The 26,525-nt window shown below is 61.3% G+C and carries 24 protein-coding genes and 1 pseudogene; 24 read left to right on the top strand and 1 reads right to left on the bottom strand.

Features of this window, described 5'->3' with window-relative positions:
* The first annotated feature begins 9 nt into the window (after positions 1-9).
* The 6 genes from AC0L37_RS15990 (at position 10) to AC0L37_RS15965 (ending at position 7,394) form a co-directional block, all read left to right on the top strand.
* On the top strand, positions 10-900 hold the full coding sequence (locus AC0L37_RS15990) for a carbohydrate ABC transporter permease (RefSeq protein WP_282222668.1): 891 nt from the start codon (positions 10-12) through the stop codon (positions 898-900).
* A gap of 85 nt (positions 901-985) precedes the next feature.
* Positions 986-1,828 carry a carbohydrate ABC transporter permease gene (locus AC0L37_RS15985; RefSeq protein WP_269370803.1) on the top strand — a complete coding sequence of 281 codons (843 nt, stop codon included), beginning with the start codon at positions 986-988 and terminating at the stop codon, positions 1,826-1,828.
* A gap of 86 nt (positions 1,829-1,914) precedes the next feature.
* Positions 1,915-3,135, top strand: a complete 1,221-nt coding sequence (locus AC0L37_RS15980) for an ABC transporter substrate-binding protein (RefSeq protein ID WP_427857108.1) — start codon at positions 1,915-1,917, stop codon at positions 3,133-3,135.
* 95 nt (positions 3,136-3,230) lie between these two features.
* Positions 3,231-4,307, top strand: a complete 1,077-nt coding sequence (locus tag AC0L37_RS15975) for an ABC transporter ATP-binding protein (protein WP_282222669.1) — start codon at positions 3,231-3,233, stop codon at positions 4,305-4,307.
* Positions 4,308-4,539: 232 nt separating this feature from the next.
* Positions 4,540-5,202: a MurR/RpiR family transcriptional regulator gene (locus tag AC0L37_RS15970; RefSeq protein WP_473313347.1), complete on the top strand. Its 663-nt coding sequence runs from the start codon at positions 4,540-4,542 to the stop codon at positions 5,200-5,202.
* Between the two features lie 170 nt (positions 5,203-5,372).
* The gene (locus tag AC0L37_RS15965) at positions 5,373-7,394 is read left to right on the top strand and encodes a beta-N-acetylhexosaminidase (RefSeq protein WP_473315439.1); all 2,022 of its coding nucleotides are present in this window, start codon (positions 5,373-5,375) and stop codon (positions 7,392-7,394) included.
* 151 nt (positions 7,395-7,545) lie between these two features.
* On the opposite strand, the gene AC0L37_RS15960 is transcribed toward AC0L37_RS15965, so the two are convergent.
* The gene (locus AC0L37_RS15960) at positions 7,546-9,003 is read right to left on the bottom strand and encodes a M81 family metallopeptidase (RefSeq protein ID WP_269370610.1); all 1,458 of its coding nucleotides are present in this window, start codon (positions 9,001-9,003) and stop codon (positions 7,546-7,548) included.
* Positions 9,004-9,199: 196 nt separating this feature from the next.
* Between AC0L37_RS15960 and AC0L37_RS15955 the strand changes: the two genes are divergently transcribed.
* From AC0L37_RS15955 to AC0L37_RS15870, 18 genes and pseudogenes are all read left to right on the top strand, one after another.
* Complete coding sequence (locus tag AC0L37_RS15955) at positions 9,200-9,586, top strand: RidA family protein (RefSeq protein WP_212659508.1); 387 nt, start codon at positions 9,200-9,202, stop codon at positions 9,584-9,586.
* A 1-nt stretch (position 9,587) separates the two neighbouring features.
* Positions 9,588-10,364 carry an SDR family oxidoreductase gene (locus AC0L37_RS15950; RefSeq protein WP_473313344.1) on the top strand — a complete coding sequence of 259 codons (777 nt, stop codon included), beginning with the start codon at positions 9,588-9,590 and terminating at the stop codon, positions 10,362-10,364.
* The gene (locus AC0L37_RS15945) at positions 10,361-11,422 is read left to right on the top strand and encodes a D-TA family PLP-dependent enzyme (RefSeq protein WP_282222673.1); all 1,062 of its coding nucleotides are present in this window, start codon (positions 10,361-10,363) and stop codon (positions 11,420-11,422) included. The genes AC0L37_RS15950 and AC0L37_RS15945 overlap by 4 nt, the downstream gene beginning before the upstream one ends.
* A gap of 75 nt (positions 11,423-11,497) precedes the next feature.
* Positions 11,498-12,052: a DNA-3-methyladenine glycosylase gene (locus tag AC0L37_RS15940; RefSeq protein ID WP_212659511.1), complete on the top strand. Its 555-nt coding sequence runs from the start codon at positions 11,498-11,500 to the stop codon at positions 12,050-12,052.
* 176 nt (positions 12,053-12,228) lie between these two features.
* Positions 12,229-12,396 (top strand): annotated as a pseudogene (locus tag AC0L37_RS15935) (plasmid stabilization protein); the annotation flags it as partial.
* Between the two features lie 95 nt (positions 12,397-12,491).
* Positions 12,492-14,342, top strand: coding sequence for a DNA helicase RecQ (gene recQ, locus AC0L37_RS15930; protein WP_269370618.1), 1,851 nt, complete (start codon positions 12,492-12,494; stop codon positions 14,340-14,342).
* 10 nt (positions 14,343-14,352) lie between these two features.
* On the top strand, positions 14,353-15,333 hold the full coding sequence (locus AC0L37_RS15925) for an acetyltransferase domain-containing protein (RefSeq protein ID WP_282222674.1): 981 nt from the start codon (positions 14,353-14,355) through the stop codon (positions 15,331-15,333).
* Between the two features lie 172 nt (positions 15,334-15,505).
* The gene (locus tag AC0L37_RS15920; protein WP_473313338.1) at positions 15,506-17,362 is read left to right on the top strand and encodes an ABC transporter ATP-binding protein; all 1,857 of its coding nucleotides are present in this window, start codon (positions 15,506-15,508) and stop codon (positions 17,360-17,362) included.
* A gap of 64 nt (positions 17,363-17,426) precedes the next feature.
* Positions 17,427-19,256 (top strand): ABC transporter ATP-binding protein, encoded by a 1,830-nt coding sequence (locus AC0L37_RS15915; protein WP_282222675.1) that lies wholly within the window; start codon positions 17,427-17,429, stop codon positions 19,254-19,256.
* A gap of 119 nt (positions 19,257-19,375) precedes the next feature.
* A complete protein-coding gene (locus AC0L37_RS15910; protein WP_212659515.1) occupies positions 19,376-20,113 on the top strand; it encodes a TSUP family transporter in 738 nt (245 codons plus the stop codon).
* Positions 20,114-20,145: 32 nt separating this feature from the next.
* Positions 20,146-21,057 carry a LysR family transcriptional regulator gene (locus AC0L37_RS15905; RefSeq protein ID WP_282222676.1) on the top strand — a complete coding sequence of 304 codons (912 nt, stop codon included), beginning with the start codon at positions 20,146-20,148 and terminating at the stop codon, positions 21,055-21,057.
* Between the two features lie 55 nt (positions 21,058-21,112).
* Positions 21,113-21,496, top strand: a complete 384-nt coding sequence (locus tag AC0L37_RS15900; RefSeq protein WP_282222677.1) for a hypothetical protein — start codon at positions 21,113-21,115, stop codon at positions 21,494-21,496.
* Positions 21,497-21,550: 54 nt separating this feature from the next.
* The gene (locus tag AC0L37_RS15895; protein ID WP_282222678.1) at positions 21,551-22,105 is read left to right on the top strand and encodes a copper chaperone PCu(A)C; all 555 of its coding nucleotides are present in this window, start codon (positions 21,551-21,553) and stop codon (positions 22,103-22,105) included.
* Positions 22,105-22,698 carry an SCO family protein gene (locus tag AC0L37_RS15890; protein ID WP_282222679.1) on the top strand — a complete coding sequence of 198 codons (594 nt, stop codon included), beginning with the start codon at positions 22,105-22,107 and terminating at the stop codon, positions 22,696-22,698. The genes AC0L37_RS15895 and AC0L37_RS15890 overlap by 1 nt, the downstream gene beginning before the upstream one ends.
* A 157-nt stretch (positions 22,699-22,855) precedes the next feature.
* Positions 22,856-23,779 (top strand): siderophore ABC transporter substrate-binding protein, encoded by a 924-nt coding sequence (locus AC0L37_RS15885; RefSeq protein ID WP_282222680.1) that lies wholly within the window; start codon positions 22,856-22,858, stop codon positions 23,777-23,779.
* Positions 23,780-23,854: 75 nt separating this feature from the next.
* Positions 23,855-24,817, top strand: coding sequence for an ABC transporter permease (locus AC0L37_RS15880; RefSeq protein WP_212659520.1), 963 nt, complete (start codon positions 23,855-23,857; stop codon positions 24,815-24,817).
* A complete protein-coding gene (locus AC0L37_RS15875; RefSeq protein ID WP_212659521.1) occupies positions 24,807-25,769 on the top strand; it encodes an iron chelate uptake ABC transporter family permease subunit in 963 nt (320 codons plus the stop codon). The genes AC0L37_RS15880 and AC0L37_RS15875 overlap by 11 nt, the downstream gene beginning before the upstream one ends.
* The gene (locus tag AC0L37_RS15870) at positions 25,766-26,524 is read left to right on the top strand and encodes an iron ABC transporter ATP-binding protein (RefSeq protein ID WP_282222681.1); all 759 of its coding nucleotides are present in this window, start codon (positions 25,766-25,768) and stop codon (positions 26,522-26,524) included. The genes AC0L37_RS15875 and AC0L37_RS15870 overlap by 4 nt, the downstream gene beginning before the upstream one ends.
* Position 26,525: the final 1 nt, after the last annotated feature.

The following is a 26,525-nucleotide window of genomic DNA, read 5'->3' as shown; positions in this document are numbered from 1 at the left end:
GACAAGCCGATGACCAGCACAAGAAGCGCTTCACTGTTTGCCCTGGCCCTGCTGGCTCCGGCTCTCATCTATATCCTGATCATCGTGGCCTATCCGCTGTTCGACACAGTGGTGCTGTCCTTCACCAATGCGTCGCTCCGCCCCACTTCCGACTGGGTTGGCTGGGCCAATTACGAGCGCATCTTCGGCGCTGGCAATTTCACCGAAGTCATCATCCGCACCTTCATCTGGACCTTCTTTTCGGTTGCCGCCAAGATGATCATCGGCACGCTGGGCGCCACCCTGCTCAATGCCGCCATTCCCGGTCAGGCCATCTTCCGCATCCTGATCATGCCGCCCTGGATCGTTCCTATGGCCATCGGCATCTTCATGTGGGGCTGGATGTATAACGGCCAGTTCGGCATGATCTCGGGCCTGCTGCAGAACTTCGGTGTCATCGACAAGCCCTGGCCGATCCTCGCCTATGGCGACAGCGCCTTCTGGGCCACCATCGTCACCGACGTGTGGATCGGTATTCCCATGGTCACCATCTACATGCTGGCCGCCATGCAATCGATCCCCAAGGATCTCTATGAGGCCGCCTGGACCGATGGTGCCGGGCGTGGCTATCGCTTCCGCCGCATCACCCTGCCGCTGCTGGTGCCTGCCCTGCTGACCATGAGCCTGCTCAGCATGATCGCCACCTTCAACTCGTTCGACATCATCTGGATCCTGACCCAGGGCGGTCCTTCGGGCACCACCACCACCATGATCATCGACACCTACAAGACCGCCATGGGCAGCCGCAAATACGGCGAAGGCGCCGCGCGCGCCGTGGTGATCTGCATCTTCGTGTCGCTGTTCTGCATCGTCTATTTCCGCGCCGTCCGGAAGCTCGCGCAGGAGAAGCCAAATGAGTGACGTCGCCCGCACCACCGAAGTCGCTGCCGTCGACAGCAAGGCGCTGGTCAAGCCGAAGCCGCGCCGCGCCCGCTCCACCAAGCCGATGATCGACCGCTACAAATGGTATGAAACCGCGCTGATGTATCTGGGCATGGCGGTGTTCCTGTTCTTCATCCTGGCGCCTTTCATCGAAGGCTTCCTGGTGTCGCTTAAGCCCCTCGCGCTGCTGTTCTCCACGCCCTACAGCTTCCTGCCCAAGAACGGGTCGTTCGATGCCTATTTCAGCATGTGGGAATCGGTCCCCATGCTGGGCATGCACATCTTCAATTCCTTCTTCATCTCCAGCGTCGTCACACTGATCGTGGTGGCCATTGTGGTGCCGGCCTCCTACGCCTTTGCCCGTTTCCAGTTTACCGGCTCCAGCCTGATGCTGGGCGGCTTTCTGGCGGTTAACATGTTCTCGGGCGCTGTGCTGCTGATCCCGCTGTTCCGCCTGATGCGCCAGCTGGGCCTGCTCAATACCTATTGGGCCATGATCGTGCCGGGCGCCGCCTTCCTGATCCCCAGCTCCATCTGGCTGCTGCGCACCTACATGATGCGCATTCCCAAGGAGTTGGATGAGGCCGCATGGGTCGATGGCGCATCCCGTCTCTACACGCTGCGCCGGGTCATTCTGCCTCTGGCCATGCCGGGCATCGTGGTGGTCGCCATCATGACCTTTATCGGTGCCTATGCGCAGCAGTTCATCTTCGCCCTGACCTTCAACTCCAAGACCGAATTCATGCCCCTGCCGGTTGGCCTCTTCGCCTTCTTCGGCAAGCAGGAAGTGATCTGGAACGAGTTGATGGCAGCCAGTTTCATCGGAATCCTGCCGGTCATGATCGTCATCGTGTTCCTGCAGCGCTACCTGGTTGCCGGCCTCACCGCCGGTGCCATCAAGCAGTAAGACCACCAAGGGAATCGAGATCGGGGTCTAGCGATCCCGGTTGAGGGAAGTCGCCTCTCGGGGCGCACACAAAGGGAGACTACAAAGTGAAAAAGACTATCGCACTGACCGCGGTATCGTTGCTGGCTGTCGCCGTTGCAACACCCGCTGCCTTCGCCCAGGACAAGGAAATCAGCTTCATCAACTGTGGTGACGAGCTGACCGCTGGTTACGCCGAATACTTCGCCGAATGGGAAGCTGCCAACCCAGGTTACAAGGTCGCTCCCGAGATCGTCGGTTGGGGCCAGTGCCAGGACAAGGTGACCACCTTGGCCGCTGCTGGCACGCCCGTTTCGCTGGCCTATGTTGGCTCGCGTACCCTCAAGCAGTTTGCGCTCAACGACCTCATCGTGCCCGTGCCGATGACCGATGAAGAAAAAGCCGGCTACTACAACTACGTGCCCGACACCGTCACTTTTGACGGCACTCAGTGGGGCGTGCCGGTTGCCTTCTCGACCAAGGCCCTGTTCTGGAACAAGGACCTGTTCGAAGCCGCAGGCCTCGATCCCGAAGTTGCGCCCAAGACCTGGGAAGAAAAGATCGCTTTCGCCAAGCAGATTTCGGAAAACACCGACGCTGCCGGCTATGGCGTTGTCGCCAAGACCTTCGACAACACCATGCACCAGTTCTTGCACTGGGTTTACACCAATGACGGCCAGATCATCGACGCCGATGGCAATATCGTTGCCGACAGCCCACAGGTCCTGGCGGCCCTGACCGCTCTGCATGACATCACTGCCTATGCAGAAGAAGGTCCGACCGCTTACGAGCAGAATGAAGTCCGTGCCATCTGGCTCGACGGTGGCGTTGCCATGATCGAAGCCAGCGTTGGTGCCGCTCTGCGCGGTGAAGAAGCCGGCATGAACTGGGGCGTGGCGCCACTGCCACTGGGTCCCGATGCCAAGGGTCCCGGCACGCTGCTGATCACTGACTCGCTCGCCGTGTTCAAGGGTACCGGGGTTGAAGAGCAGGCCATCAGCCTGGCCAAGTTCATCACTGCGCCTGAGCGTCAGTGGGATGCTGAAATGGCCCAGGGCCTGACCCCACTGCGCCCACTGCAGCCACAGACCGACGCACTGGTCGCCGAAAAGCCCTACTGGAAGCCATTCCTGGACGGCATCGAATTCGGTGGTCCTGAGCCTCTGTTCACCGACTATGTCGGCCTGCAGAACACCATGATCGAAATGGTTCAGTCCGTTGTGACTGACGCTGCCACGCCAGAAGAAGCCCTCACCAAGGCTGCTGGCGAACTCGAGCAGTACAAGTAAGGTCCTCCGACCTGGCCGCCGTCCCTGCACCGGGGCGGCGGCACCTTCTTTCCCATCGCCTGCCCGCGGACCAGTCCGCCGACCGGAGACGACCCATGTCGCAGCTCAGCCTCAAACGCCTCGAAAAGTCCTTCAACGAAGCCCGCATCATCAAGGGCATCGATCTGGAGGTATCCGAAGGTGAATTCGTGGTCTTTGTCGGCCCGTCCGGCTGTGGCAAGTCCACACTGCTCCGCATGATTGCCGGTCTTGAGGACGTCAGCGAAGGCGAGATCGAAATCAGCGGCAAGGTGGTCAATGATCTGCCACCCGTGCAGCGCGGCATCGCCATGGTGTTCCAGAGCTACGCGCTCTACCCGCACATGACCGTATACGAAAACATCGCTTTCCCCCTGCGCGTGGAAAAGCTGCCCAATGCTGAAGTCGCGGCGCGCGTTGACGCTGCCGCCAAGGTGCTGCAGCTGGAATCGCGCCTGCAGCATCGCCCCGGCCAGCTCTCAGGTGGCCAGCGCCAGCGCGTTGCCATTGGCCGCGCCATTGTGCGCCAGCCCAAGATCTTCCTGTTCGACGAACCCCTGTCCAATCTCGACGCCGCCCTGCGCTCCGAAATGCGCATCGAGCTGATGGAGCTGCACAAGCGCCTGGGCTCCACCATGGTCTATGTCACCCATGATCAGGTCGAAGCCATGACCATGGCCGACAAGATCGTGGTGCTTGATGCCGGGCAGATTTCCCAGGTTGGCTCGCCGCTCGAGCTGTATCACAAGCCCGACAATCTGTTTGTTGCCGGCTTCATCGGCAGCCCCAAGATGAACTTCATCTCCGGCACGGTCAGCAAGGCCGATGGCACCACCGCGACCATCGATCTGGGCGCGCTCGGCACGCTGGATCTGCCGCGTACCGCAGCCGCCATTGCCGGCCAGACGGTGACTGTGGGTATCCGTCCAGAGCATCTTCAGCTGGGCACGGGTGACTTCACCCTCTCGATCACGCCCAATATCGTCGAGCAGCTCGGCATCCATACCGTGAGCTATTCGACGCTCCCCGCTGGCGAGAACTTCATCGCCCTGTTCGAGGGCGATCCGCAGATTCCCGAAGGTGCGCCATCTCAGATCAGTTTCGCGCGCAGCCAGGTGCACCTGTTTGATCAGGCGGGTCTGGCGGTCTACTGAACGGCACATCACGCGCCGGGGAGGTGACCATGCTCGATATTGTTGGACTGCTGCAGACCGAAAAGAACGAATTTACCCGTTCCGAGCGTGCCCTGACCGAAATCGTGCTGGCCGACGTTGATAGCGTTCTCAAGCTCTCCATCGTTGATCTGGCCGCCCAGGCCGATGTGTCCCCCCCACCGTCACCCGCTTCTGTCGTCGGCTGGGCTGCGACAGCTATGCCGATTTCAAGGTGCGGCTGGCGCAGTCGCGTTTTGTCGGACAGCGCTACTTCGCGCCTGCCGCCGGGCCTTCAAGCGTGCATGAGATCGCTCAGGGCGTGGTCAATGGCATCCAGTCCATCATCTACGAAACCTTCGATCACCTCGATTTTGCTGCCGTCGAGCGCGCCGCCGAAAGCCTGGTCAATTCCAGCTACATCCTCTCCTTTGGCTCGGGTGGCGCCTCTTCCATGATGGCTGGCGAGTTCGAGGCCCGCATGTTTCGCCTCGGTCTCAAGATCGCCTCGACCGATGATCACCAGCTCCAGATGATGCGCGCCGCTGCTGCACCGGCCGGCACTGTCATCGTGGCCTTCTCGCTGTCAGGCAATAACGCCCAGCTGGCCAAGACCCTCACCGTGGCCGGTGAATACGGGCTGACGCGCATCGTCATCACCCGTTCCGCCTCCATGGTCTCGGCGCAGTCCGATATCCTGCTGCCCATCAACTGGCACGAGAACACCGATATTCTGCGCCCCACACCGGGTCGCTATGCCTTCCTCGCGACCATCGACGTACTGGCCCAGACCGTGGCGACCCGACTGGGTCCATCCGCTGTCGCCAGCATGCGCCGCATCAAGCACCAGCTCGTCGTCAATCGCGATGGCGATGACGCCCAACCCCTCGGGGATTGATGATGGCAGGCGCACCAAATCCCCCGTGCCCGGCGCGACACCTCCCCCTTGATAGGGGAGGCCGGAAGGGGGTGTGTCGCCCGTCCAGCTTCCCCCATTGCCAGCCCTGCCCGGAATGGGGAGGGCGCCGCCTCATGTGCGGCAAATCTCAATTCCCCCACTTCCCCAGGATGACTTCCATGCCCATCGCACTTTCGCTTGCCACCACCTGGACCCCAGCTACCGAGACGGAAGGACTGGCCTATGGGCTTGAGCTCACCAATCATGGTGACGCGCCCATTTCCGGTTTCACCATGGGCTTTTCAGGCCCCGCTCGCATCGACCCCACAGCGACGCTGGAAAACGGCAAGCTGCTCAAGCGCCTGTCCAACTACACGCTGATCGCCCCGCCTGATGGCTACACCCTGGCGCCGGGCGAAACATGGCGCTCGGTCGCACGCGGCCTCTCCTATGGACTGCGCCACTGGAGCGATGGCGCCAATGCTGCCTATGTCGAACTGGCCGATGGTACCATCGTCAATCTTGACACCGCCCCCACCCAGGGCAAGGGCCACAATTCGCCGCTGCTCAAGGGCGCTGCCAAATTCCCTGTGCCCGCCAAGGCACCGGTCGCCGTCTCGATCATCCCCTGGCCCAAATCGGTTGCCACCACGGGCGCCCGCATCGCCCCACAGGGTTTTGACCTGCAGCCGCAGGGCGATGATGCGGGCCAGGCCGCAGCCGCCTTCGCTGGGCTGGTCGACGATCTCTTCCCCGTTGAAGGTCTGGTGCGGCCAGCGGCCGAAGCGGGCATGCCCGTAACCATCAGGCATAAAGCAGGCCTGGGCGCCGAAGCCTATGAGATCACCTTTGATGAAGCTGCCGCCAACGTATCGGCAACCACGCGTCAGGGCATGCTCTATGGTCTGATCACGCTGGGGCAGATCCTGCGCGGCGCCAGACAGCACCCACAAACCTTCGTCTTCCCCACCGGTGGCATCATCACCGACGAACCCGGCTTTGCCTATCGCGGCTGCCATCTCGATGTGGCGCGCCAGTTCTATTCGGCCGCTGAAGTCAGCCAGCTCATCAAGCTGATGGCCTGGAACAAGCTCAACAAGTTCCACTGGCACCTGTCCGAAGACGAAGCCTGGCGCATCGAGATCGAGGCATTCCCCGAGCTGACCGAGATCGGCGCCTGGCGCGGTCACGGCAAGGCCCTGCCGCCGCTGCTTGGCTCTGGTCCACAGCCCACCGGTGGCTACTACTCCAAGAACGTCGCCCGTCAGATCGTTGCGCTGGCCGATAGCCTGGCCATCGCCGTCATCCCTGAAATCGACATTCCTGGGCACTCCTATGCCACGCTGCAATCGCTGCCGCAGCTGCGCGATCCGGCCGAGCAGGGTGAGTATCAGTCGGTGCAGGGTTTTCCCAATAATAGCCTGAACCCGGCCTATGAGCCGGTCTATAAATTCGTCGAGACCGTGGTCGATGAAATCCTTGAGCTGTTCCCGGCGGGCATCTTCCACCTCGGGGCTGACGAAGTGCCACTGGCCGCCTGGTCGGGCTCGCCGCTGGCCCTGGACATGATCGAAAAGCTCGGCGGTCCCGAGATGCGCGCCAAGCATGAGCGCCAGTTCAACAAGCTCAGCGAGTATCACGGCGCCGACGAAATCGAGGGCTCGCCCACCGCGCTCATTCAGGCCGCCTTCGTCCGCCGCGTGCACGAATACATCGCGTCAAAGGGGGCGATTACCGGCGGCTGGGAAGAGGCCGCCCATGGCAATGCGGTTGACCCCGACAAGAGCTTCGTCATCGGCTGGCGCAATGTCGAGATCAACGCGGCGCTGGCCGAAAAGGGCTTCAACATCGTGGTCTCGCCCGGCCAGCGCTACTATCTCGATATGGCCAATGGCGTCGACTGGGCCGAGCCCGGCGCCGGCTGGGCCGGCTGGTCTGGTCCACAGGAAACCTATGAGTTCGAAGCGCGTGCCGGCTTCTCTGAACAGGGGCTGGAAAAGCTCATGGGCGTGCAGGCCTGTATCTGGAGCGAATCCATGACCGACCGCGCCATCTTTGATCGTCTGGTCTTCCCCCGTCTGTCGGCCATTGCCGAGGCCGGCTGGACCGCGCCCGATCGCAAGAGCTGGGATCGCTTCAAATCCCTGGTCGGCCTGATGCCCATCATGTACGGCCACTGGTCTGCCGAATAAGACCAGACGGTTCTGCGCACTCCATGTCATCCCGGCGAAAGCCGGGATGCATCTTGAGATTGGGCTGGTCACGCGATGGCAATTTCACGCGTCAGCGCGTCGACGCTAACAGTGTGTGAGCGCCAAAGCCTCACCTGTCACGCGTAAATGCTTAGGCCCAGGGGTTCTCAACCATGGGCCAGATATCGCGCCGCGCCTTGCGATAGGGCGTGGTGGCCGGGGTGTTCGGATAGGGTTTTCCGGCCGCGCAATAAACGATTTCCGAGGCGATCCTGGAGAAGGAATCGTAGAAGTGATTGGTCGACTTGATCAGCAGGATCTTGCGCGATGTCGGATCGATCCCCATCACGGAAAACAGTGACGGATCAAAGCTTTGCGCGCGGGTGGAGTTCAGGATCACATCAATCCCGGCAAAGCTGATCCACGCCGCGTCACCAAAGGGCGCATAGCTCTCGCCGAACCGCATTTCGGCATCCCGCACCAGCCGGTTCACCCGCACGAACTGGTCGATCGGACTGCCGGTATGTGGCGCCGATTTGGCACCGAAACGCAGTGGAATTTCAGCACCTTCGCCCGCTGCCATGCAGATCTGCACCGCAATCGGGTCCCAGATCGTGCCCACCGCAACGTCACTTATCCCCCGCGCAATCAGCTCTGCTAGAATGACCGTTGCATCGCCCGCCGTGCCGCCACCGGGATTGTCCCACATATCGGCAATCACCACAGGCCCGCGCGGCGCAGCCACGGCCGCATCGACGGCGGCATGCTCATCCACCTGCGCCACCATGAAGGTCCCGCGCAGGGCAAACAACTCGCGCCCCAGCGTCTCGGCGAGGGCGTCGCCCTTGGCCGCATTGTCGTTGGTAATGGCGATGATCTTGGTGCCCAGTTCGGGCACGTCACCCGCCATGAAGCCATGGATAACCGATAGCGACAGCACATCGGGTTCCGATTGCTCCAGCGCATAGAGCTTGTTCACAAAGCCCCGCATCGGCTCCTTGGAGGTCGGGAATACATCGATCATCCGGCAATCGAACACGCTCATCACCGGCTTGATCTCGCCCTTGAGCGCCCGCACCGCGATGGCCCACAGATCCCGCGCCCGATCGACGAAATCGATATGAGGGAATTCCTTGAACACCACGAAGAAGTTGGCCGCATTCACCCGCTTGGCCGTCAGATGGCTATGCGGATCAAGCTCGGCACAGACCAGCACATCCGGCCCGACGATGGCCCGCACGCGTGCCAGCAGATCCCCTTCAGGGTCGTCATAGCCTTGCGCCACCATCGCGCCATGCAGCCCCAGCACCACGCCGTCAACCGGCATAGCCGCCTGCAATTGGGCAAGAATTTCGTCGCGCAGTTCTTCATAGGTTGCCCGCGCCACCAGACCGGCAGGATCGGCCCAGCTGGCGCTGCCCTCGATCAGGGTCCAGCCCAGATCGGCGCATACCGCACGCCCCACCGTGATCGGCGCCGTACACAATGTCGGCGTCGCCGGATGCTCGCCCGCCTTGGCATAAAGCGAGGCTTCAAACGCCCGCTTGTCGATGGCGATAGGAGAAAACGTATTGGTTTCAGTGGCCAGGGCGGCGGTGAAGACGCGCACGTGGAAACTCGCAATAATGAAAATCGATGGGCTTGGCCTTGAGGTGCCCTTCAAGCAGGTTAGCACAGGCCATGGGGTGCAATCACGTAAGAAATTTACATTTTTGTCCGCAATTAGTCGATGAAACCGCGCTTTGAGCTCGCTATGCTGCCTTTCAGCGAAATTGCCTTTCAGAAAATCATCCAGGAGACCCGCTATGTCGATCAAACGCTATGGTGCTGAAAAATCCGGGGCCGGTGGCCAGAACCTGCCCTTCGCACGCGCTGTCGAAGCCGATGGCTGGCTCTACGTTTCCGGCCAGGTGGCCATGAAGGATGGCGAGATCGTGCGCGGTGGCATTGTCGAAGAAACCCACCTCACCATCAAGAACGTCATCGCCATTCTCGAAGAGGCTGGCTACGGTCTTGAAGATGTGGTGCGCTGCGGCGTCTGGCTTGATGACCCGCGCGATTTCTGGAGCTTCAATGGCGTCTACAAAAGCTATTTCGGCGAGCACCCGCCAGCCCGTGCCTGCGTGCAGAGCCACATGATGGTGGACTGCAAGGTCGAGATCGATTGCGTCGCCTACAAGGCCAAAAAGTAGCATGAGCCCATCTCCCTTCCGCCTTGATGGCAAGACCGTACTGATCAGCGGCGCCGGTGGTGGCATCGGCCAGTCGCTGGTCGCCGCCTTCCGTGCAGCAGGCGCCTCTGTCGTCGGGGCGGATCGGGATGCCGCCATGCTCAAAGACCGCGAACTGAGCGCCCAGCTCTTGTTCGACCAGGCCGATGCCAAGGCGACGCGCGCCGCCGTGATGGACTATCTGGCTACCCATGGCGCGCCCGATGCGGTGATCTCCAATGCCGGCTTCACCCGGGCTGAGCATCTCGATCAACTCGATGATGATGTCTGGGCCGCCGAACTGGCAATCAACCTCAATGGCGCCTATGCCATGACCGACCCTATCGTGTCCGCCATGGCCGCGCGGGGCAGCGGCAGTCTGGTGTTCATCTCCTCGGTCAATGCGCTGGGTCACTACGGCAATCCGGCCTATTCGGCCGCCAAGGCCGGGCTGATCGCCTATGCCAGGGCGATCGCGGTCGAACGGGGCGGGCAGGGCGTCCGCGCCAATGTCATCTGCCCCGGTTCGGTGCGCACTCCGGCCTGGGATCATCGGCTGGAGGCGGACCCCACCCTGCTCGATAATGTGCTGCCGCATTATCCACTGGGACGCATGGTTCTGCCGGTCGAAGTCGCCAATGCCGCGGTGTTCTATTCCAGCGCCGCCGCTTCGGGTATCACCGGCACGGTGCTGCCTGTCGACGCTGGCCTGACCGCCGGCAATCTGCGTTTCGTCGATGAAGTCCTGAGGGGCAAATGAGCAAGATTTCCAACCTTGATACCCCCGCCGTTCTGATCGATCTCGACCGCGTCGAGGCCAATCTCAAGCGCGCACAGGATTATGCCGACAGCCACGGGCTCAAGCTGCGGCCGCACATCAAGACCCACAAGCTGCCAAGGTTCGCCCGGCTGGCGATGGATCTGGGTGCGGTAGGTATTACCGTCCAGAAACTGGGTGAAGCCGAGGTAATGGCCGATAGCGGCATTACCGAAATCTTCCTGCCCTACAACATTCTCGGGTCGGCCAAACTGGCCCGCCTCAAGGCGCTGCATGAGCGCGTGCATATCACCGTCACCGCCGATAGCGCGCAGACTGTCGCTGGTCTCTCGGCCACCTTTGCCGATGCGGCCGAGCCTCTCACCGTGCTGGTGGAATGCGATACCGGCATGGGCCGCTGCGGCGTGCAAAGTCCCGAGGCAGCGCTGGCGCTGGCGCAGACGATTGCAGCGTCCCCCGGACTGGTTTTCGGCGGGTTGATGACCTATCCCGCTGCCGGTCAGGTTGAGGCCAATCAGGCCTTTTTGTCCGCCGCACAGGACGCCCTGATTGCAGCCGATCTGGCACCAACTATCATTTCCAACGGCGGTACACCCGATCTCTGGCGCGCCCACGAAGTGACCGCCGCCACCGAGCATCGCCCCGGCACCTATATCTATATGGACCGGTTCCAGGTTTCCAAAGACGTTGGCGGTTTCGACGATTGCGCCCTGACGGTTCTGGCCACCATCGTCAGTCGCCCCACCGACGATCGCGCCATTATCGACGCCGGCTCCAAGGCGCTGACCAGCGATACACTGGGCATGGATGGCTTTGGTCTGATCGAGGAATACCCCGAGGCCCGGATTGTCGGGCTAAGCGAAGAGCACGGTACGATTGATCTGTCGGCCTGTACCGACAAGCCGCAGATCGGCGACACCGTCCGCATCATCCCCAACCACGCCTGCGTGGTCAGCAATCTGTTCGATCATGTGACGCTGATTTCGGGCGATGACGTCGTCGAGACGGTCGCGGTTGGTGCGCGAGGGCGAGTGGGCTGAGGAGGTAAGCGCCACCTGTGTGGCGTGATCCCTACCCCTGATGGGGGGCAGGAGGAGGTGGAGCAAAGCGCGCCGATGACTGCAGTTGACCAAACCTTCTTCGACCGTCCCGTCGCCACCGTCGCCGCCGAACTGATCGGCGTTACCCTGCTGGTAAACGGCGTTGGCGGTCCTATCGTGGAGGTGGAGGCCTATGACGGCGCCGACCCCGCATCACACAGCTTTAACGGGCCGACACCGCGCAATGCCGCCATGTTTGGTCCGCCCGGCCACGCCTATGTCTACAAGATATACGGCATTCACTGGTGCCTGAATTTCGTTTGCCAGCCCGGCAGCGCCATTCTGATCCGGGCGCTGGAGCCAGCCCATGGGGTTGAGCGCATGCAGGCGCGCCGAGGTCAGCTTACGCCGCGTCAGCTCTGCTCGGGACCCGGCAAGATATGTCAGGCGCTGGGGATTGATGCGGCTCAGAACACCCTGCCGCTCGACGCGCCGCCCTTTGCGCTGATCCCCCGCGAACAGGCCCATGATATCGCCGCCGGACCCCGCATCGGCATTACCAAGGCGATCGATACACCCTGGCGTTTCGTGCGGCGCGGCTCGCCCTTTTTGAGCAAGCCGTTACGTTGATCGGGGAACTTTTTGCCCGGATCTGAATTTTTCCAGCACGAGACCAGCGCGCGTCAATCGGACATGGCGGCACAGGGAACGGGGTGGTTTTTCCGATTTCCCGCCCCGGCCAACGAAGCGGCAGCCGAGCCCTTATCCCGCCCGCGCTGGTCTCACCTCAAACTCGGGAGCCAGGCATGCCACAGGGTGATAAATCCGCTTACACCGACAAGCAGAAGCGCAAGGCCGAGCACATCGAGGATAGCTACGAGGAGCAGGGCGTCGGCAAGGACGAGGCGGAACGCCGCGCTTGGGCGACCGTCAACAAGCAGGATGGCGGGGGTAACAAATCGGGTTCGGGCCGCGACGACTAACCGGTCGCTCGCTTGTGCGGTGGATACCACCCACACGTGACCCCTGACGCCTTGCGGCGCACCCACCCCTGTGATTCAAGAGCCGGGTGAGCACACTAGAATCGGCCTTTGCATTGTTCGAGGCGGAGCGCACGGCGACGCCGCGCGACCCGCTCGCGGTTCTGCGCGAAGTTTTCGGCCATAAGAGCTTTCGTGGCCTGCAGCACGATGTCGTCAGTCATGTGGTGACCGGCGGCGACGCGGTGGTGCTGTTCCCCACCGGTGCTGGCAAGTCCATGTGCTACCAGATCCCGGCCATCTGCCGCCCGGGTGTCGGCATTGTCATCTCACCCCTGATTGCCCTGATGCGCGATCAGGTCGAAGCGCTCAAGCAGGCTGGTGTTGCCGCCGCTGCCCTCAATTCATCGCTGAGCGCTGACGAATCCGCTGAAGTGCGCGGGCAATTGCGGCGCGGCGAACTCGATCTGCTCTATGTGGCGCCCGAACGCGTGGCGACGCCCGGCTTTGCCAACATGCTGTCGGGCATTGATATAGCCCTGTTCGCCATCGATGAAGCCCATTGCGTGAGCCAGTGGGGGCATGATTTCCGGCCCGAATATCGTGAGCTGACCAAGCTCACCGAGCTGTTCCCCGGCGTGCCGCGCATTGCACTGACCGCGACGGCTGATCCGACAACGCGCGAAGACATCATTGAGCGTCTAGGGCTGGAAAGCGCTGAGGTCTTCACCACCAGCTTTGACCGGCCCAACATCTCCTATTCCATCGTTGAGCGCGACAAGGCCCGCGACCAGCTGCTCAGTTTCCTGGCGGCGCACAAGGGCAGCTCGGGCATTGTCTATTGCCTCAGCCGTGCCAAAGTCGAGGACACGGCAGACTGGCTGTCGCGCAAGGGTATTCCGGCGCTGCCCTATCATGCCGGGCTCAGCGCCGAGATGCGCAACACCAATCAGGACGCCTTCCTTAAGGAAGAAAATATCTGCATCGTGGCCACTGTGGCCTTTGGTATGGGTATCGACAAGCCCGACGTGCGCTACGTCGCCCATATGGACCTGCCCGCCTCCATCGAAGCCTATTATCAGGAAACCGGCCGAGCCGGTCGCGATGGCCAGCCATCAGATGCCTGGATGAGCTATGGCATGGCCGATGTGGTGCAGCGCCGCCGCATGATCGATGAGGGCAATGCCCCCGATGAGGTCAAGCGCCTCGAACACGGTAAGCTCAACGCCCTGCTCGGCGTTTGCGAAACGGCCGAATGTCGTCGCAAGGCGATCCTGAGCCATTTTGGCGAGGCCTATCCCGGCAATTGCGGCAATTGCGATACCTGCCGTTCGCCCGTGGAAACCTGGGATGGCACCGAGGCAGCCATCAAGGCGCTGGCCGCCATTTACCGCACCGGCATGCGCTTTGGCGCCGCGCACGTCATTGATGTGCTGATGGGCAAATCCACCGAAAAGGTCGAACGCTTCGGCCATCAGAATCAGGCCGTATTCGGTCAGGGGTCCGATCTCGACGCGCGCACCTGGCAATCGGTCATCCGGCAGCTGACGGCCTCGGGCCTCATCGTTGTCGATCAGGCGGCCCATGGCGCGCTAACCCTAGGCGAGGGCGCCCGGGCGGTGTTCAGGCATGAGCGCAGCGTAATCCTGCGCAAGGACAGGCCCAAGAAAGCTACCGAGGTGCGTCGCCAACTGGCCAATGCCGTGGAACTTCCTGAACCCGCCATGAGCGTATTCAACGCCCTGCGCGAGGAGCGTCTGCGCATCGCCAAGGATCAGGGCGTGCCGCCCTATGTGATTTTCCACGATGCTACGCTGCGCGCCATGGCACTGGCCATGCCCGGCCATCCCCACGACATGCTCAACCTGCCCGGTGTCGGTCAGGCCAAGCTCGACCGCTATGGCGATGCCTTTCTGGCCGTTTTGGCACTGCAGAACTGAGCCATTGTCCATGACTGACCAGCCTGTCGCCCGCCCCCGTTTCGCTGTCATCGACATTGCCCGGGGCGTGGCCATCATCGCCATGGTCGCCTACCATTTCTGCTGGGATCTCAGTTTCTTCCGCTTTATTGCGCCAGATGTCGGCCGCGACCCCGAATGGGTGGTCATTGCCCGTTCGATCCTCGCGGTATTTCTGGCACTGGTCGGGGTAGGGCTGGTGCTCGGTCATGGCAGCGGTATTCGGTGGCACAGCTTCTGGCGACGCTGGGCCTTTGTGGTTCTGGGCGCGCTGGCCATAACCATTGGCACCTGGCTCGTCTTCCCCGATGGCTTCGTCTATTTCGGCGTGCTGCATGCCATCGCGCTGTTCAGCCTGCTGGGTCTGGCGTTTGTGCGCGCGCCGCTCTGGCTGGTCATCGGGGTGGCCGTGGCGGTGATCGCTTTGCCCTTCCTCTATGCAGACGCGTTGTTCAACGCCAAACCGTACTCGTGGATCGGTTTCTGGCAGGTGCCGCCACCCACCAACGATCTGGTGCCGCTCTTCCCATGGTTTGGGGCCGTGCTGGTCGGCATCATTGCTGCGCGCATTGTGCTGGCCTCCTCGTTGGCCACAAAACTCGCGGCCATCAGGCCACAGGGACGCCTGGCCAATACCCTGGCGTTCATGGGGCGCTGGAGTCTGCTGATCTATCTGCTGCATCAGCCCATCCTGCTGGCGCTTGTCGCGCCCGCAGCCGGCCTGCTGCAGCCCGAGATCGCCATGCGGCAGAACGATTTTCTCGCTGCCTGCCAGTCGACCTGCATGGCGGGCGGCACTACGGCCCCGCTCTGCACCACATATTGCCAGTGCGGGCTCGAAGGGGTGGAGCAGAACGATCTTTGGAATGCGGTGTTTACCGGCATGGTGACGGCCCAGGAACAGACCATCCTGGACGCCAGCAATCGCCAGTGTTCGGCCCTGATATATCCCGAGCTCGATGCCACCCAATAACGTCCTGACGGGCACTAGAACGTTGCGATTTGCGTTTTTTGCTCAGATTCTATCTTGAATGGTAGGCGGAATGGGCATTCAATACGCACGCGAGTTGATTTGTCCGAGCCCCGGTGACGGTTGCCGCCCGGCTCGTTCGGACCCCACACAATTTTGAAGTCTGGATACTTCCTTGACCACCCACACGGCTGGCCGCGACCATTCACGCGGCGATGCACGGGCACATTTGGCCGCCGCACATGCAGGCAAAGGCCGTCGTCCTCTGGTTCGAATTGCGCTGTTTTCCCTGCGTCATCCCTTTCAGGCATCGCTGGCGATTGGTGCGACCATTGTCGCCTCGGTACTGCAATTGATGATCCCGCGTCTGCTGGGGCAGGCGGTTGATCAGGCGCAGAACATCCTCACCGTAGCGGCCGATGATGCGCAGGCCGCCCTGATGTGGACCGCCATGACCCTGCTGGGCGTCTCGGTTGCCCGCGGCGCCTTCACCCTGTTGCAGAACTATTTCTCTGAATCAGTAGGCCATCATGTTGGCTATGAACTGCGCCTGGCCTTTTACGACAAGGTGCAAAAGCTCTCCTATTCCTATCATGACAAGGTCCACACCGGTGATCTGATCACCATGGGGCTGCTCGACCTGGACGGCGTGCGCATGTTCTTCGCCACCGGTCTGGTCCGCACCATCCTGCTCTCGGTACTGATCGGAGTGGGCGCCTATATGCTGCTGAGCACCGACCTGATGTTGGGCCTGTTGGCGCTGAGTTTTGTGCCCTTCGTGGCGTGGCGCTCTTCGGTGGCCCAGCTTACCCTGCGCGCCACCTGGATCGCGCTGCAGAAAAAGCTCAGTGGACTGACCCGGGTGATGGAAGAAAACCTGGGGGGCATTCGCGTGGTCCGCGCGTTCTCGGCGCAGGATTTCGAACTCGACAAGTTTGAAGCCGCATCGCGCGAGGCGCTTGAGTTGTCTCACCAGCGCGTCAATGTCCGTGTGCGCAATACCAGCGCCATGACCTTTTCCTTCTTTGCCGCAATGGGATTGGTGCTCTGGTTCGGTGGCAACAAAGTGATCGACGGTGAGATCAGCGTCGGAACGCTGGCGACCTTTCTGACCTTCATGACCATTCTGCAGATGCCGGTGCGCCAGCTGGGCATGATGGTCAATTCCTATGCCCGTGCCTCGATCTGTGGGGAGCGCCTGTTCGGCTTTATCGATGAGCCTCTGGCCATTGATGACGCGCCCGGCGCCACCGACCTCATCACCGACAAGGGCACGCTGCGCTTCAACGACGTTCGCTTCACCTATCCCGGCGCCACCCATGCAACGCTTGATGGCGTCAGCTTTGAAGCCAGGGCCGGCCAGACGGTCGGTATTGTTGGCGCGCCGGGCAGTGGCAAGTCGACGCTGGCGCATCTGATCCCGCGCTTTTATGACATCGATGGCGGCTCCATCACCATTGATGGTCAGGATGTCAGCCAGGTTACGCTGCAGTCGCTGCGCCGCGCCGTGGCCGTCGTGCAGCAGGATACCTTCCTGTTCACCACCACCATCGAGAACAACATCGCCTATGGTGATCCCTGGTCCAAGGAGACCAAGATCGAAAAGGCCGCCGAAAGCGCCCAGCTGCACAACTACATCATGGGTCTGCCCGCCGGTTACGACACCGTGGTGGGTGAGCGCGGCGTTTCGCTTTCCGGTGGGCAGCGCCAGCGCCTGTCGATTGCCCGCAGCCTTGTGCTCAAGCCAGCAGTGATGGTGTTCGATGATTCCACCGCGGCCATTGATGCGGGCACCGAACACCGTATTCGCAGCGCCATCCGCCGTTACGCCAAGGACCGGGTGACGCTGGTCATCTCCCATCGCCTCAGCTCGCTGCTGCATGCCGACACCATTCTGTTCCTCGAGAACGGCAAGATTGTCGAACAGGGCACGCATGACGAACTTCTGGCATTGGGAGGGCGCTATCGCGCGCTCTATGACCTGCAAACCCGCCCCACCGACGATATCGAACTCGGGAGCGCAGCCCAATGAGCGCTATTGATCAAGACGAACGCGAAACCGCATCCTTCCCCGGTCAGCGTCCCCCCGTGCCAGCGTGGGCAGCCACCGCATTGAAGAAGAGATCTTCGGCAAGGCCTATGACCCCAAAACGGTGCGCCGTATCTGGGCCTTTGTGCGCCCCTACAGGCTGCGCATCTATCTGGCCGTGGCAGCGGTACTGGTGTTTACCACCACCCAGCTGGCGATCCCCCTGATCATCGGGCGCGCCATCGATAGCGGCATGACCCAGGGCGGCAACGCCACCAATCTGCTGTGGGCCATCGGCGCCTTTGCCATCGCTGTCCTGTTCAATTTTGGCGCGTCCTTCGTTCAGGAAACCGAAGTTGGTAAGGTTGCTGAAAACGTGCTGTTCGACATGCGCCGCGCCATGTTTGCACAACTCCAGCGTGTCTCGCTCAGCTTCATGGACAAGACTGAAGTCGGCCGCCTGATGAGCCGATTGCAGGGCGATGTGAACTCCATGCAGGAGTTTTTGGAAACCTCGGTGATCTCGGTCGGCGACATGGTGCTGCTGGTCGGTATCGTGGTGGTGCTGCTCAGCCTCGATTTTCGTCTGGGCTTGCTGACCCTGTCCACCATGCCCATCCTGTTTGTGGTGCGCATCTTCTGGTTGCCCCGCGCCAAGCGTGCCTTCTGGGCGGCGCATGAAACTAATTCCATCACCGCCGGCGCCATGGCCGAGGGGATCAATGGCGTGCGCACGGTGCAGAATCTGGACCGCCAGAAGGTCAATTTCGACCTGTTCGATGACAAAGCCTACGCCAATTTGCGCACCCAGCTGACCGGCTCACGCTTTGCCCAGGTCATGGTGCCCATCGTCGACAGTCTCACCGGTTCAGCCATGGCCATCGTTGTGGTGGTGGGCGGCTCGCTGGTGCTCAATGGCGGACTCGAAGTCGGCGTCATCGTCGCCTTCCTGTTCTATGTGCAGCGCTTCTTTGATCCGATCCGCTCGTTGACCATGCAGTATTCCATCATGCAGCGGGCCATGACCTCGGGCCGGCGCATCACCGAAGTGCTCGATATTCCAGCCTCCATCAACGACAGGCCCGGCGCGATCGAGTTGACCCGCGACATGGATGGCTCGGTCGAGTTCCGCAATGTCGACTTCGCCTATGATGCTGATCGTCCGGTGCTCAAGAAGGTCAGCTTCAAGGTCAAGCCGGGCGAGACCGTCGCGCTGGTCGGCCCCACCGGATCGGGCAAGACCAGTGCCATGGCACTGGTGCATCGCTTCTACGAAGTGCAGTCGGGCGCCGTGCTGGTTGGCGGGCACGACGTGCGCGACATCACCCAGGAATCGCTGGGTCAACAGGTTGCCATGGTGCTCCAGGAGGCCTTCCTGTTCACCGGTAGCGTGTTCGAGAACATTCGCTACAATAAAAGTACGGCTACTCTTGAAGACGTCATTGACGCGGCCAAGGCCGTGGGAGCGCATGAGTTCATCGTCCGCCTGCCCGAAGGCTATGACACAGTGCTCGAACAGCGTGGATCCAACCTCTCGCAAGGCCAGCGGCAATTGCTCAGTTTTGCACGGGCGCTGGTGGCCGACGCCAAGATACTGGTGCTCGACGAAGCCACTGCCAATATCGACAGCTATACCGAGCGACAGATTCAGAAGGCGCTGTTGACCCTGCTTGAGGGTCGCACCGGCATGGTCATTGCCCACCGGCTGGCCACCATTCGTGGCGCCGATCGGATCATCGTGCTGCAGAATGGCGAACTGATCGAAACCGGCAATCATGACGAACTGATGGAACTCGGCGGGCTCTACGCCAAGCTCTACAACATGAACTATTCCAGCTTTGACGACATTCCCGATGAACTGGTGAGCCAGGGCAACGCAAAGGCCGCCTCAACCTGAGGCGGTCTGGCTGGCCGGCGCTTCCCGGCGCGTATTCGGCATCCCCTCATGCCGCATTGGTTCTTGGCGCATGCCACCGGCGCAGTCATGACTAGCCTCAGCTTTGAGGGAAAACGGGCATGACGATCTTGATCACTGCGGTGCTGCTGCTGGCAGTGTTTGCCACGTCAACACTCTCGGGCGTCTTCGGCATGGCCGGCGGCCTCGTACTTCTGGGCATTCTGCTGACGATTCTGCCCGTGGGCACAGCAATAGCCGTTCAGGGCGCCATCCAGATTGTCGCCAATGGTTCTCGGGCTTTTCTGTCCCGCGCCTTCATCGACTGGAAAATCCTCGGCACCATCTGCCTGGGGCTGCTGGTGGCGGGCATCATCCTGTTCATCGTGCGTTACACGCCCGATCTGGCCACCGTCTGCATCACCATCGGTCTGCTGCCCGTTCTGGTCTGGATCCCCAAGCACTGGCTGGCGCTTGATGCCAGCAAGCCAGCGCACGCATTTTTCTGTGGCCTGCTCGGCGGTGGGCTGAACCTGACGGTCGGCGTGTCCGGCCCCACCGTCGATATCTTCTTCATCCGTACCGAGATGGATCGCCGCAAGGTTATTGCCACCAAGGCGGCCACCCAGGTCGTGTCCCATGCGGCCAAGGTTGTGTTCTACTGGAATGCCACCCAGGTCCTGACCCCGCTTGAATGGGGCGCCATTGCGCTGGCCGCGCCCTTCGCCATTGCTGGCACCAGTGCAGGACACTGGATCTTGCAGCGGCTGACCGACGCCAATTTCCGCGCCTGGACGCGACTGATCGTGACCGCGATAGGGATTTTCTATCTGCTGCGCGGCATTTCCTTGCTGATCTGACGCTGATGGGTATGGTGCCCTCAGGAGACCAGATGACACCGTTCGACAGCGTTACCGCGCGCTTGATTCTATTGCTGGCCGATACCGGTTCGATCGGCCGCGCCGCCGAGCGCGAGGGCATTGCCTCTTCGGCTGTCAGCCGCCGCGTATCCGATCTCGAAAGCCGCCTGGGGGTCGTCCTGTTTGACCGCTCCGCGCACGGGGTCAAGCTGACCACGGCGGGTCTGTCCTATGCCGAGGGTTGTCGCACCGTCTTGCGCGCCATTGCCGACCTCGATGCCGTCATGGCCGATTTTGGCAGCGGCCAGCGCGGCGCGCTCCGACTGGCCTGTACCAGTTCGGCACTCACCGGGCGGTTGCCCGAATTGCTCGCACGCTACGCTGACAAGCATGTCGGCATCGATCTCGATATTCAGGAAATGAGCGCAGCCAAGGCACTGTTGGCGCTGGACGAAGGGCGAGCCGATGTCGCCATCGTCTCGGACAATTACGATTTCACGCGCTTCGACATCAAACCTTTTGAGGATGATCGAGTGTGGGTTGTGGCGCCGCCTGATCACGCCCTGGCGGACCGGATCGAGCCGCGCAAGGATATCGCCTTTGCCGATGTGCTCGATCATCCCATTGTCGGCATTCATCACGCCGGCTCGCTTGATCGACTACTGGCCGATGCCGCCAAGGCCGCCGACAAGCCGCTGACGGAAACGCTGCGCGTCGAGAGTTTCCCGGCGCTGGTACGCATGGTTGAGGCCGGTTTTGGCATCGGCTTTCTACGCTCGACCAGCCTGCATCTGCTGGCCGGCACCGATCTGATCTGCGCCCCTTTGGCTGAGCCTTGGGCATTGCGCCAGCTTCTGGTGGCACGCCGCAAGTCGACGCCGCTCTCGGCAGCGGTCAAGACCTTCATTACGCTGTGCAGCGAAACCTACGTCCCCTCAATCTGAGGCTTGCGACATTTCGGCGCTTTCGCGCGCCGCGGTGCCATCCTATGAGTGAGCCATGAACAGCGCGCGCAGCTTCAGCAGAGAGATCGGAACGGCCCTGGCTGTCCTCGCCGTCTATCTGTTTACCATCCTGGCGCCGCTGCACGAAGCCCGCGCCAGCCAACTGGCCTTTGAGGAACTCGGCTACAGCACCATCCAGACCGGCTGGGTGCTGTGTAATTCGCTCGAAACCAATGGGCAGGACGGCGACGTTTCGCTCACCAAATGTCCCGTAACCGGTATTGGCAAGCCTGCCGCGGTGGCGCCCACGTCGACAGCGCTGGTACTCGAGCAGCGCCCCGCACGCCTGACGGCCCCGCGCCCCTTTGCAACGCAGACCCCGACGCCTGCGATCATTGCCGCACCATCGGGACCGCGCGGACCGCCGGCACTGGTTTGACCGCCTGAGCCATTGGGCTCGCCTCAAATCACACTGCCATTTCCGGAGATCATCATGATCACTCTGCTGCGCGCCGCCCTTGCGGCCACTCTTCTGCTCGTTACCCCCGCCTTAGCCCATAACGGTGTTGTTCACCTCGGTGAAATCAGCATCTCGGCGCCCTTCACCCGCGCCACCCTGCCCAATGCGCCGGTCGGGGGTGGCTTTCTGACCATCGAGAATACAGGTGATCAGACTGACCGTCTCATCTCGGCCACATCCAGCGTAGCTGGCGACACCCAGATCCATGAAATGTCCATGCAGGGCGACGTCATGAAGATGCGTGAATTGGCCGAAGGGCTGGAAATCCCCGCCGGTGCAACCGTGGCCCTGGCTCCCGGCGGCTACCACATCATGTTCATGGGTCTCAATCAGGCCTTCGTTGAAGGCGAAAGCATCACCATCACGCTGGTATTTGAGAAGGCCGGTCCGGTTGAAGTCGAACTGCCCGTGCTGGGCACTGCTGCCGATAGTGCAGGGCATGGCGCAATGGAAATGGATCACGGCGCCAGCCAGGATGATGCGCCCATGATGGACCATGACGCCCTGAACAGCGAAAGCACCAATTGATGGATCTTGGGACCATTCGTTTCTGGCTCTGGGGACTGGTTGGCGTGCTTGCATTGACGGCCGGAGCCGGGGCGTTTTTGCTGCGCGAACCACCCAAACCCGCCTCGGGCTTTGGCACGGGGAGCTATGATCTGGTTGATCAGAAAGGCAATGCGGTGGATGAAACCATCTTTGTGGGCCATCCCTCGGCGCTATTCTTTGGTTTCACCCATTGCCCTGAAGTGTGCCCCACAACCATGGCGGAAATGGCCGGTTGGTTTGAAGCGCTTGGCGATGAAGGCGAGGATCTGCGCGCCTACTTCGTCACGGTCGATCCAGAACGCGATACGCCAGAAATCCTCGCTGACTATGTCGGTTGGGTCAGTGATCGCATTACCGGCTTGACCGGCTCGCCCGAGGAAATTGCCAAGATCGCCCGGTCCTGGGCTGTCTTTTACGAGCGCGTGCCGCTCGAAGGCGACGATTACACCATGGACCACAGCGCCTCGGTTTTCCTGATCGACGACAACGGCGAATTCCAGGGCACAATTGCCTATCGCGAAGATCAGACCACGGCACTGGCAAAGCTGCGCATGCTGCTGGCCAAGTCCTGATCCCCCGCCCGGTCTGATTAAGTTCAGCCCGGGCGCTTATAATATGACGGAAAATATCACATTAGCTTTTGACTCCGCTTGGCGGCGTGGATAATAACCGGACATACTCAATCATGTTTGATTGTGCCCCTGTTTGTCGTTCCCGATTGGATGCCAAGTGAACAAGCTTACTCACACGCCCGCCATTCTCGCAGCGCTGGTCGCTGGCGCTCTTGCCCTGCCCAGCATGTCCCTGGCGCAAGACGTCACGGTCACCCATGCACAGGGCGAAACCACTATTTCCGGTGTACCAGCAAAGGTGCTGACCTCGGACTGGGCTGCATTTGATAACCTGCATGCCATGGGCATTGCCGTTGCCGGCGTACCTGCCTCCAACTCCCCGGCTTATCTTCAGGGGTTCGTGGCGCCAGATGCGTTGCAGATCGGCTCGCTGTTTGAGCCCGATTTTGAAGGCATCGCCGCCTCGGAAGCTGATCTTTACGTCGTTGGCGCCCGCTCGCGCGCAGCCTACGAGACGGCCAAGGACATTCTGCCCACCATCGACATGTCGATCGACAATGCCGACATCATCGGTGGCATTGAGGCCAATCTGACCAAGCTGGGGGAAATCTTCCAGCTGCAGGACAAGGCTGCCGAACTCAACGCCGCGCTCGATGCCAAAGTGGCTGAGGTCAAGGCTGCTGCCGACGGCAAGGGCAATGCTCTGGTGCTGGTCACCAATGCCGGCAATGTCGGCGTCTATGGTCCCGACAGCCGCGTTGCCTGGATCCACAATCAGCTCGGTATTCCCACTGCCATGCCTGACGTCGAAGATGGCGATCACGGTGGCGACGGCATCTCGTTTGAGTTCATCCTGGAAACCAACCCCGACTGGCTGTTCGTTATCGACCGCAATGCGGGAACCGGCGAAAGCACCGGCGCAGCCGCTGCCCTGCTCGACAACGAGTTGGTCAACCAGACCAGTGCTGCCCAGAACGGGCACATCGTCTATCTCGATCCGCAGGCTGCTTACATCACCATGCACGGCTATACCGGCGTGATGCTGCTGCTCGATCAGGTGCTGGCCGGCCTGAACGGCTAATCCCCCACGAGAACCAACCAACACCCGGCTGTTTCGGCAGCCGGGTGTTTGCCTGTTTGATTGGAGCTGGTCGCGATGCGCCTGCTTGCTCTTGCCATCGGGGCAACTATTGCCCTGGCCATTGTCAGCCTGTTTGTTGGTGTCAGCGATGTTTCGCTTGGCACCCTTTTGGCGTCTGACGCTGATAGCCGCGCGATGCAGGTACTGCTGATCAGCCGTATTCCACGCACACTGGCGATCATTCTGGCGGGCAGTTCGCTCGCCATTGCCGGGCTGGTGATGCAGATGGTGGTGCGCAACCGCTTCGTCGAACCCTCCACCGCGGGCACAACCGAAGCTGCCAGCCTCGGTTTTCTCGTCGTCACCATTCTGGCGCCGGGCTGGCCCTTGATGGCCAAGATGCTGGTTGCCGCTGCCTTTGCTTTGGCGGGAACCGCTTTGTTCCTGCGGATTTTGCGGGTGGTGCCGCTGCGCGACCAATTGCTGGTGCCGCTGGTCGGCATCATGCTGGGCGGCATTATTGGGGCCGTCACCAGTTTTTTTGCCTACCGATACGGTCTGCTGCCCTCGCTGCTCGCCTGGAACATGGGCGACTTCTCCGGAATTCTTCGCGGCCGTTATGAACTGCTCTGGATCGGTCTAGCCTGCGCCATTCTCGCCTATATCGCTGCTGACCGGTTCACCGTGGCGGGCATGGGCAAGGACTTCACCACCAATCTGGGTCTGAACTATGAGCGCGTCATGGTGCTCGGACTGGTCATCGTTTCGCTGATCAGCGCAGTGGTACTGGTCAGCGCCGGGTCCATCCCGTTTCTGGGCCTGATCATTCCTAATCTGGTCAGCCTGTTTGTCGGTGACAATATGCGCCGCACCGTGCCCTGGGTGGCTGTGTCTGGAGCCGGCTTCGTGCTGGCCTGCGATATTCTGGGACGCCTGATCCGGGCTCCCTATGAAATCCCCATCAGTGTGGTGGTCGGCGTCGCCGGTAGCGCCATCTTCCTCTATCTGCTGCTGCGGACCCCGCGCCATGCCAGTTAAGCTCTCTCGCCCGGTCCTTGCTCTGATCGTTCTCAGCCTGCTCGCGCTGGTTTCACTTCTCTGCTTCATGACGCTCGGCGCCAAGGGTAGCTGGAGCTTTGTGCTGCCGTTCCGAGGCCGCAAACTGCTGGCGCTGGTGCTGGTGGCCTATGCGGTGGCGGTCTCGACCGTGCTATTTCAGACGGTCACCAATAACCGCATTCTGACCCCCTCCATCATGGGGTTCGACGCGCTCTACATCCTGCTCCAGACCGCCATTGTCTTTTTTCTGGGCGCCGGTGCCTTGACCACGCTGAACGACCAGGCCCAGTTCGGTGTCGAGATCGTCGTGATGGTCGTGTTCTCCGGCCTGCTGTTCCGCTGGCTGTTTCTGGGTGAAGAGCGCAGCCTGCATTTGCTGGTGCTGGTCGGGATTGTCTTTGGCATTCTGTTTCGCAGCCTGAGCCAGTTCATGCAGCGTCTGCTCGATCCCAACGCCTTCAATGTGCTGCAGGACAGCTTTTTTGCCAGTTTCGCCACGGTCGATACGACCTTGCTGACCACATCAACCATCATTGTCATCGCCGTTAGCCTGGTCGCGTTCCGCCTCGGTCACACCTTCGATGTGCTCGCGCTTGGGCGGTCCCAGGCGATCAATCTGGGCGTGCCCTACAAGCGCACGGTGGTGACCATTTTGATGCTGGTCTCGGTGCTGGTCGCCGTCTCCACCGCGCTGGTGGGACCCATCACCTTTTTCGGCCTGTTGGTCGCCAGTCTTGCGCATGGATTGGTGGGCACCAGCCGTCACAAATTCGTGCTGCCTGCTGCCGTGCTGCTGTCGATCATCTTTCTGGTCGGCGGCCAGACCGTGCTCGAACGCGTATTTGCCTTTGATACGGCCCTCTCGATCATCATCGAGTTTCTGGGTGGTATCGTCTTTATCTTCCTTGTTCTGCGGAGAGCTGCCCGATGATCGTCACCCAGGGCGTGACCAAGCATTACGGAACCAGTTGCGTTGTCGACGGCGTCTCGCTGAACCTGCCGGCCGGCGGCATCACCTCAATTATCGGCCCCAACGGCGCGGGCAAGTCCACGCTGCTTTCAATGGTCAGCCGCCTGATGGCCATGGACACCGGCACCGTTGTCATTGATGGACTCAATATCGCGACCACGCCCAGCGACGTGCTCGCGCGCCGCCTGTCCATTTTGCGCCAGGACAACCACATGACCGCCCGTCTGACGGTGCGCGATCTGGTCAGCTTTGGTCGCTATCCCTATTCCAAAGGACGTCTGACCACAGAGGATCAGCACCACATCGAACAGGCGCTGGGTTACCTCAACCTGCTCGAACTTGCTGATCGCTTCCTTGACGAGCTTTCGGGCGGCCAGCGTCAGCGGGCGTTTGTCGCCATGGTGCTGTGTCAGGACACTGATTATGTGCTGCTCGACGAGCCGCTCAACAATCTCGACATGAAGCACGCTATGGGCATGATGAAACTGCTGCGCCGTGCCGCCGATGAGCTCGGCAAGACCGTGGTATTGGTGCTGCACGACATCAATTTCGCGTCCTGGTATTCGGACTACATCGTCGCCATGAAGCTGGGCAAGGTGGTGGGGCAGGGCGCTGCCGATGCCATGATTGATCCCGACGTCCTCTCGAAAATCTATGAGATGGACATCAAGGTGCACCAGATCGGTGGGCAGAAAATCAGTGTCTATTACGGGTGAC

This window comes from Devosia sp. J2-20, from assembly GCF_055808475.1.
The sequence above is the reverse complement of the archived record's forward strand: the minus strand, read 5'-3'. Positions and strand labels throughout refer to the sequence as shown.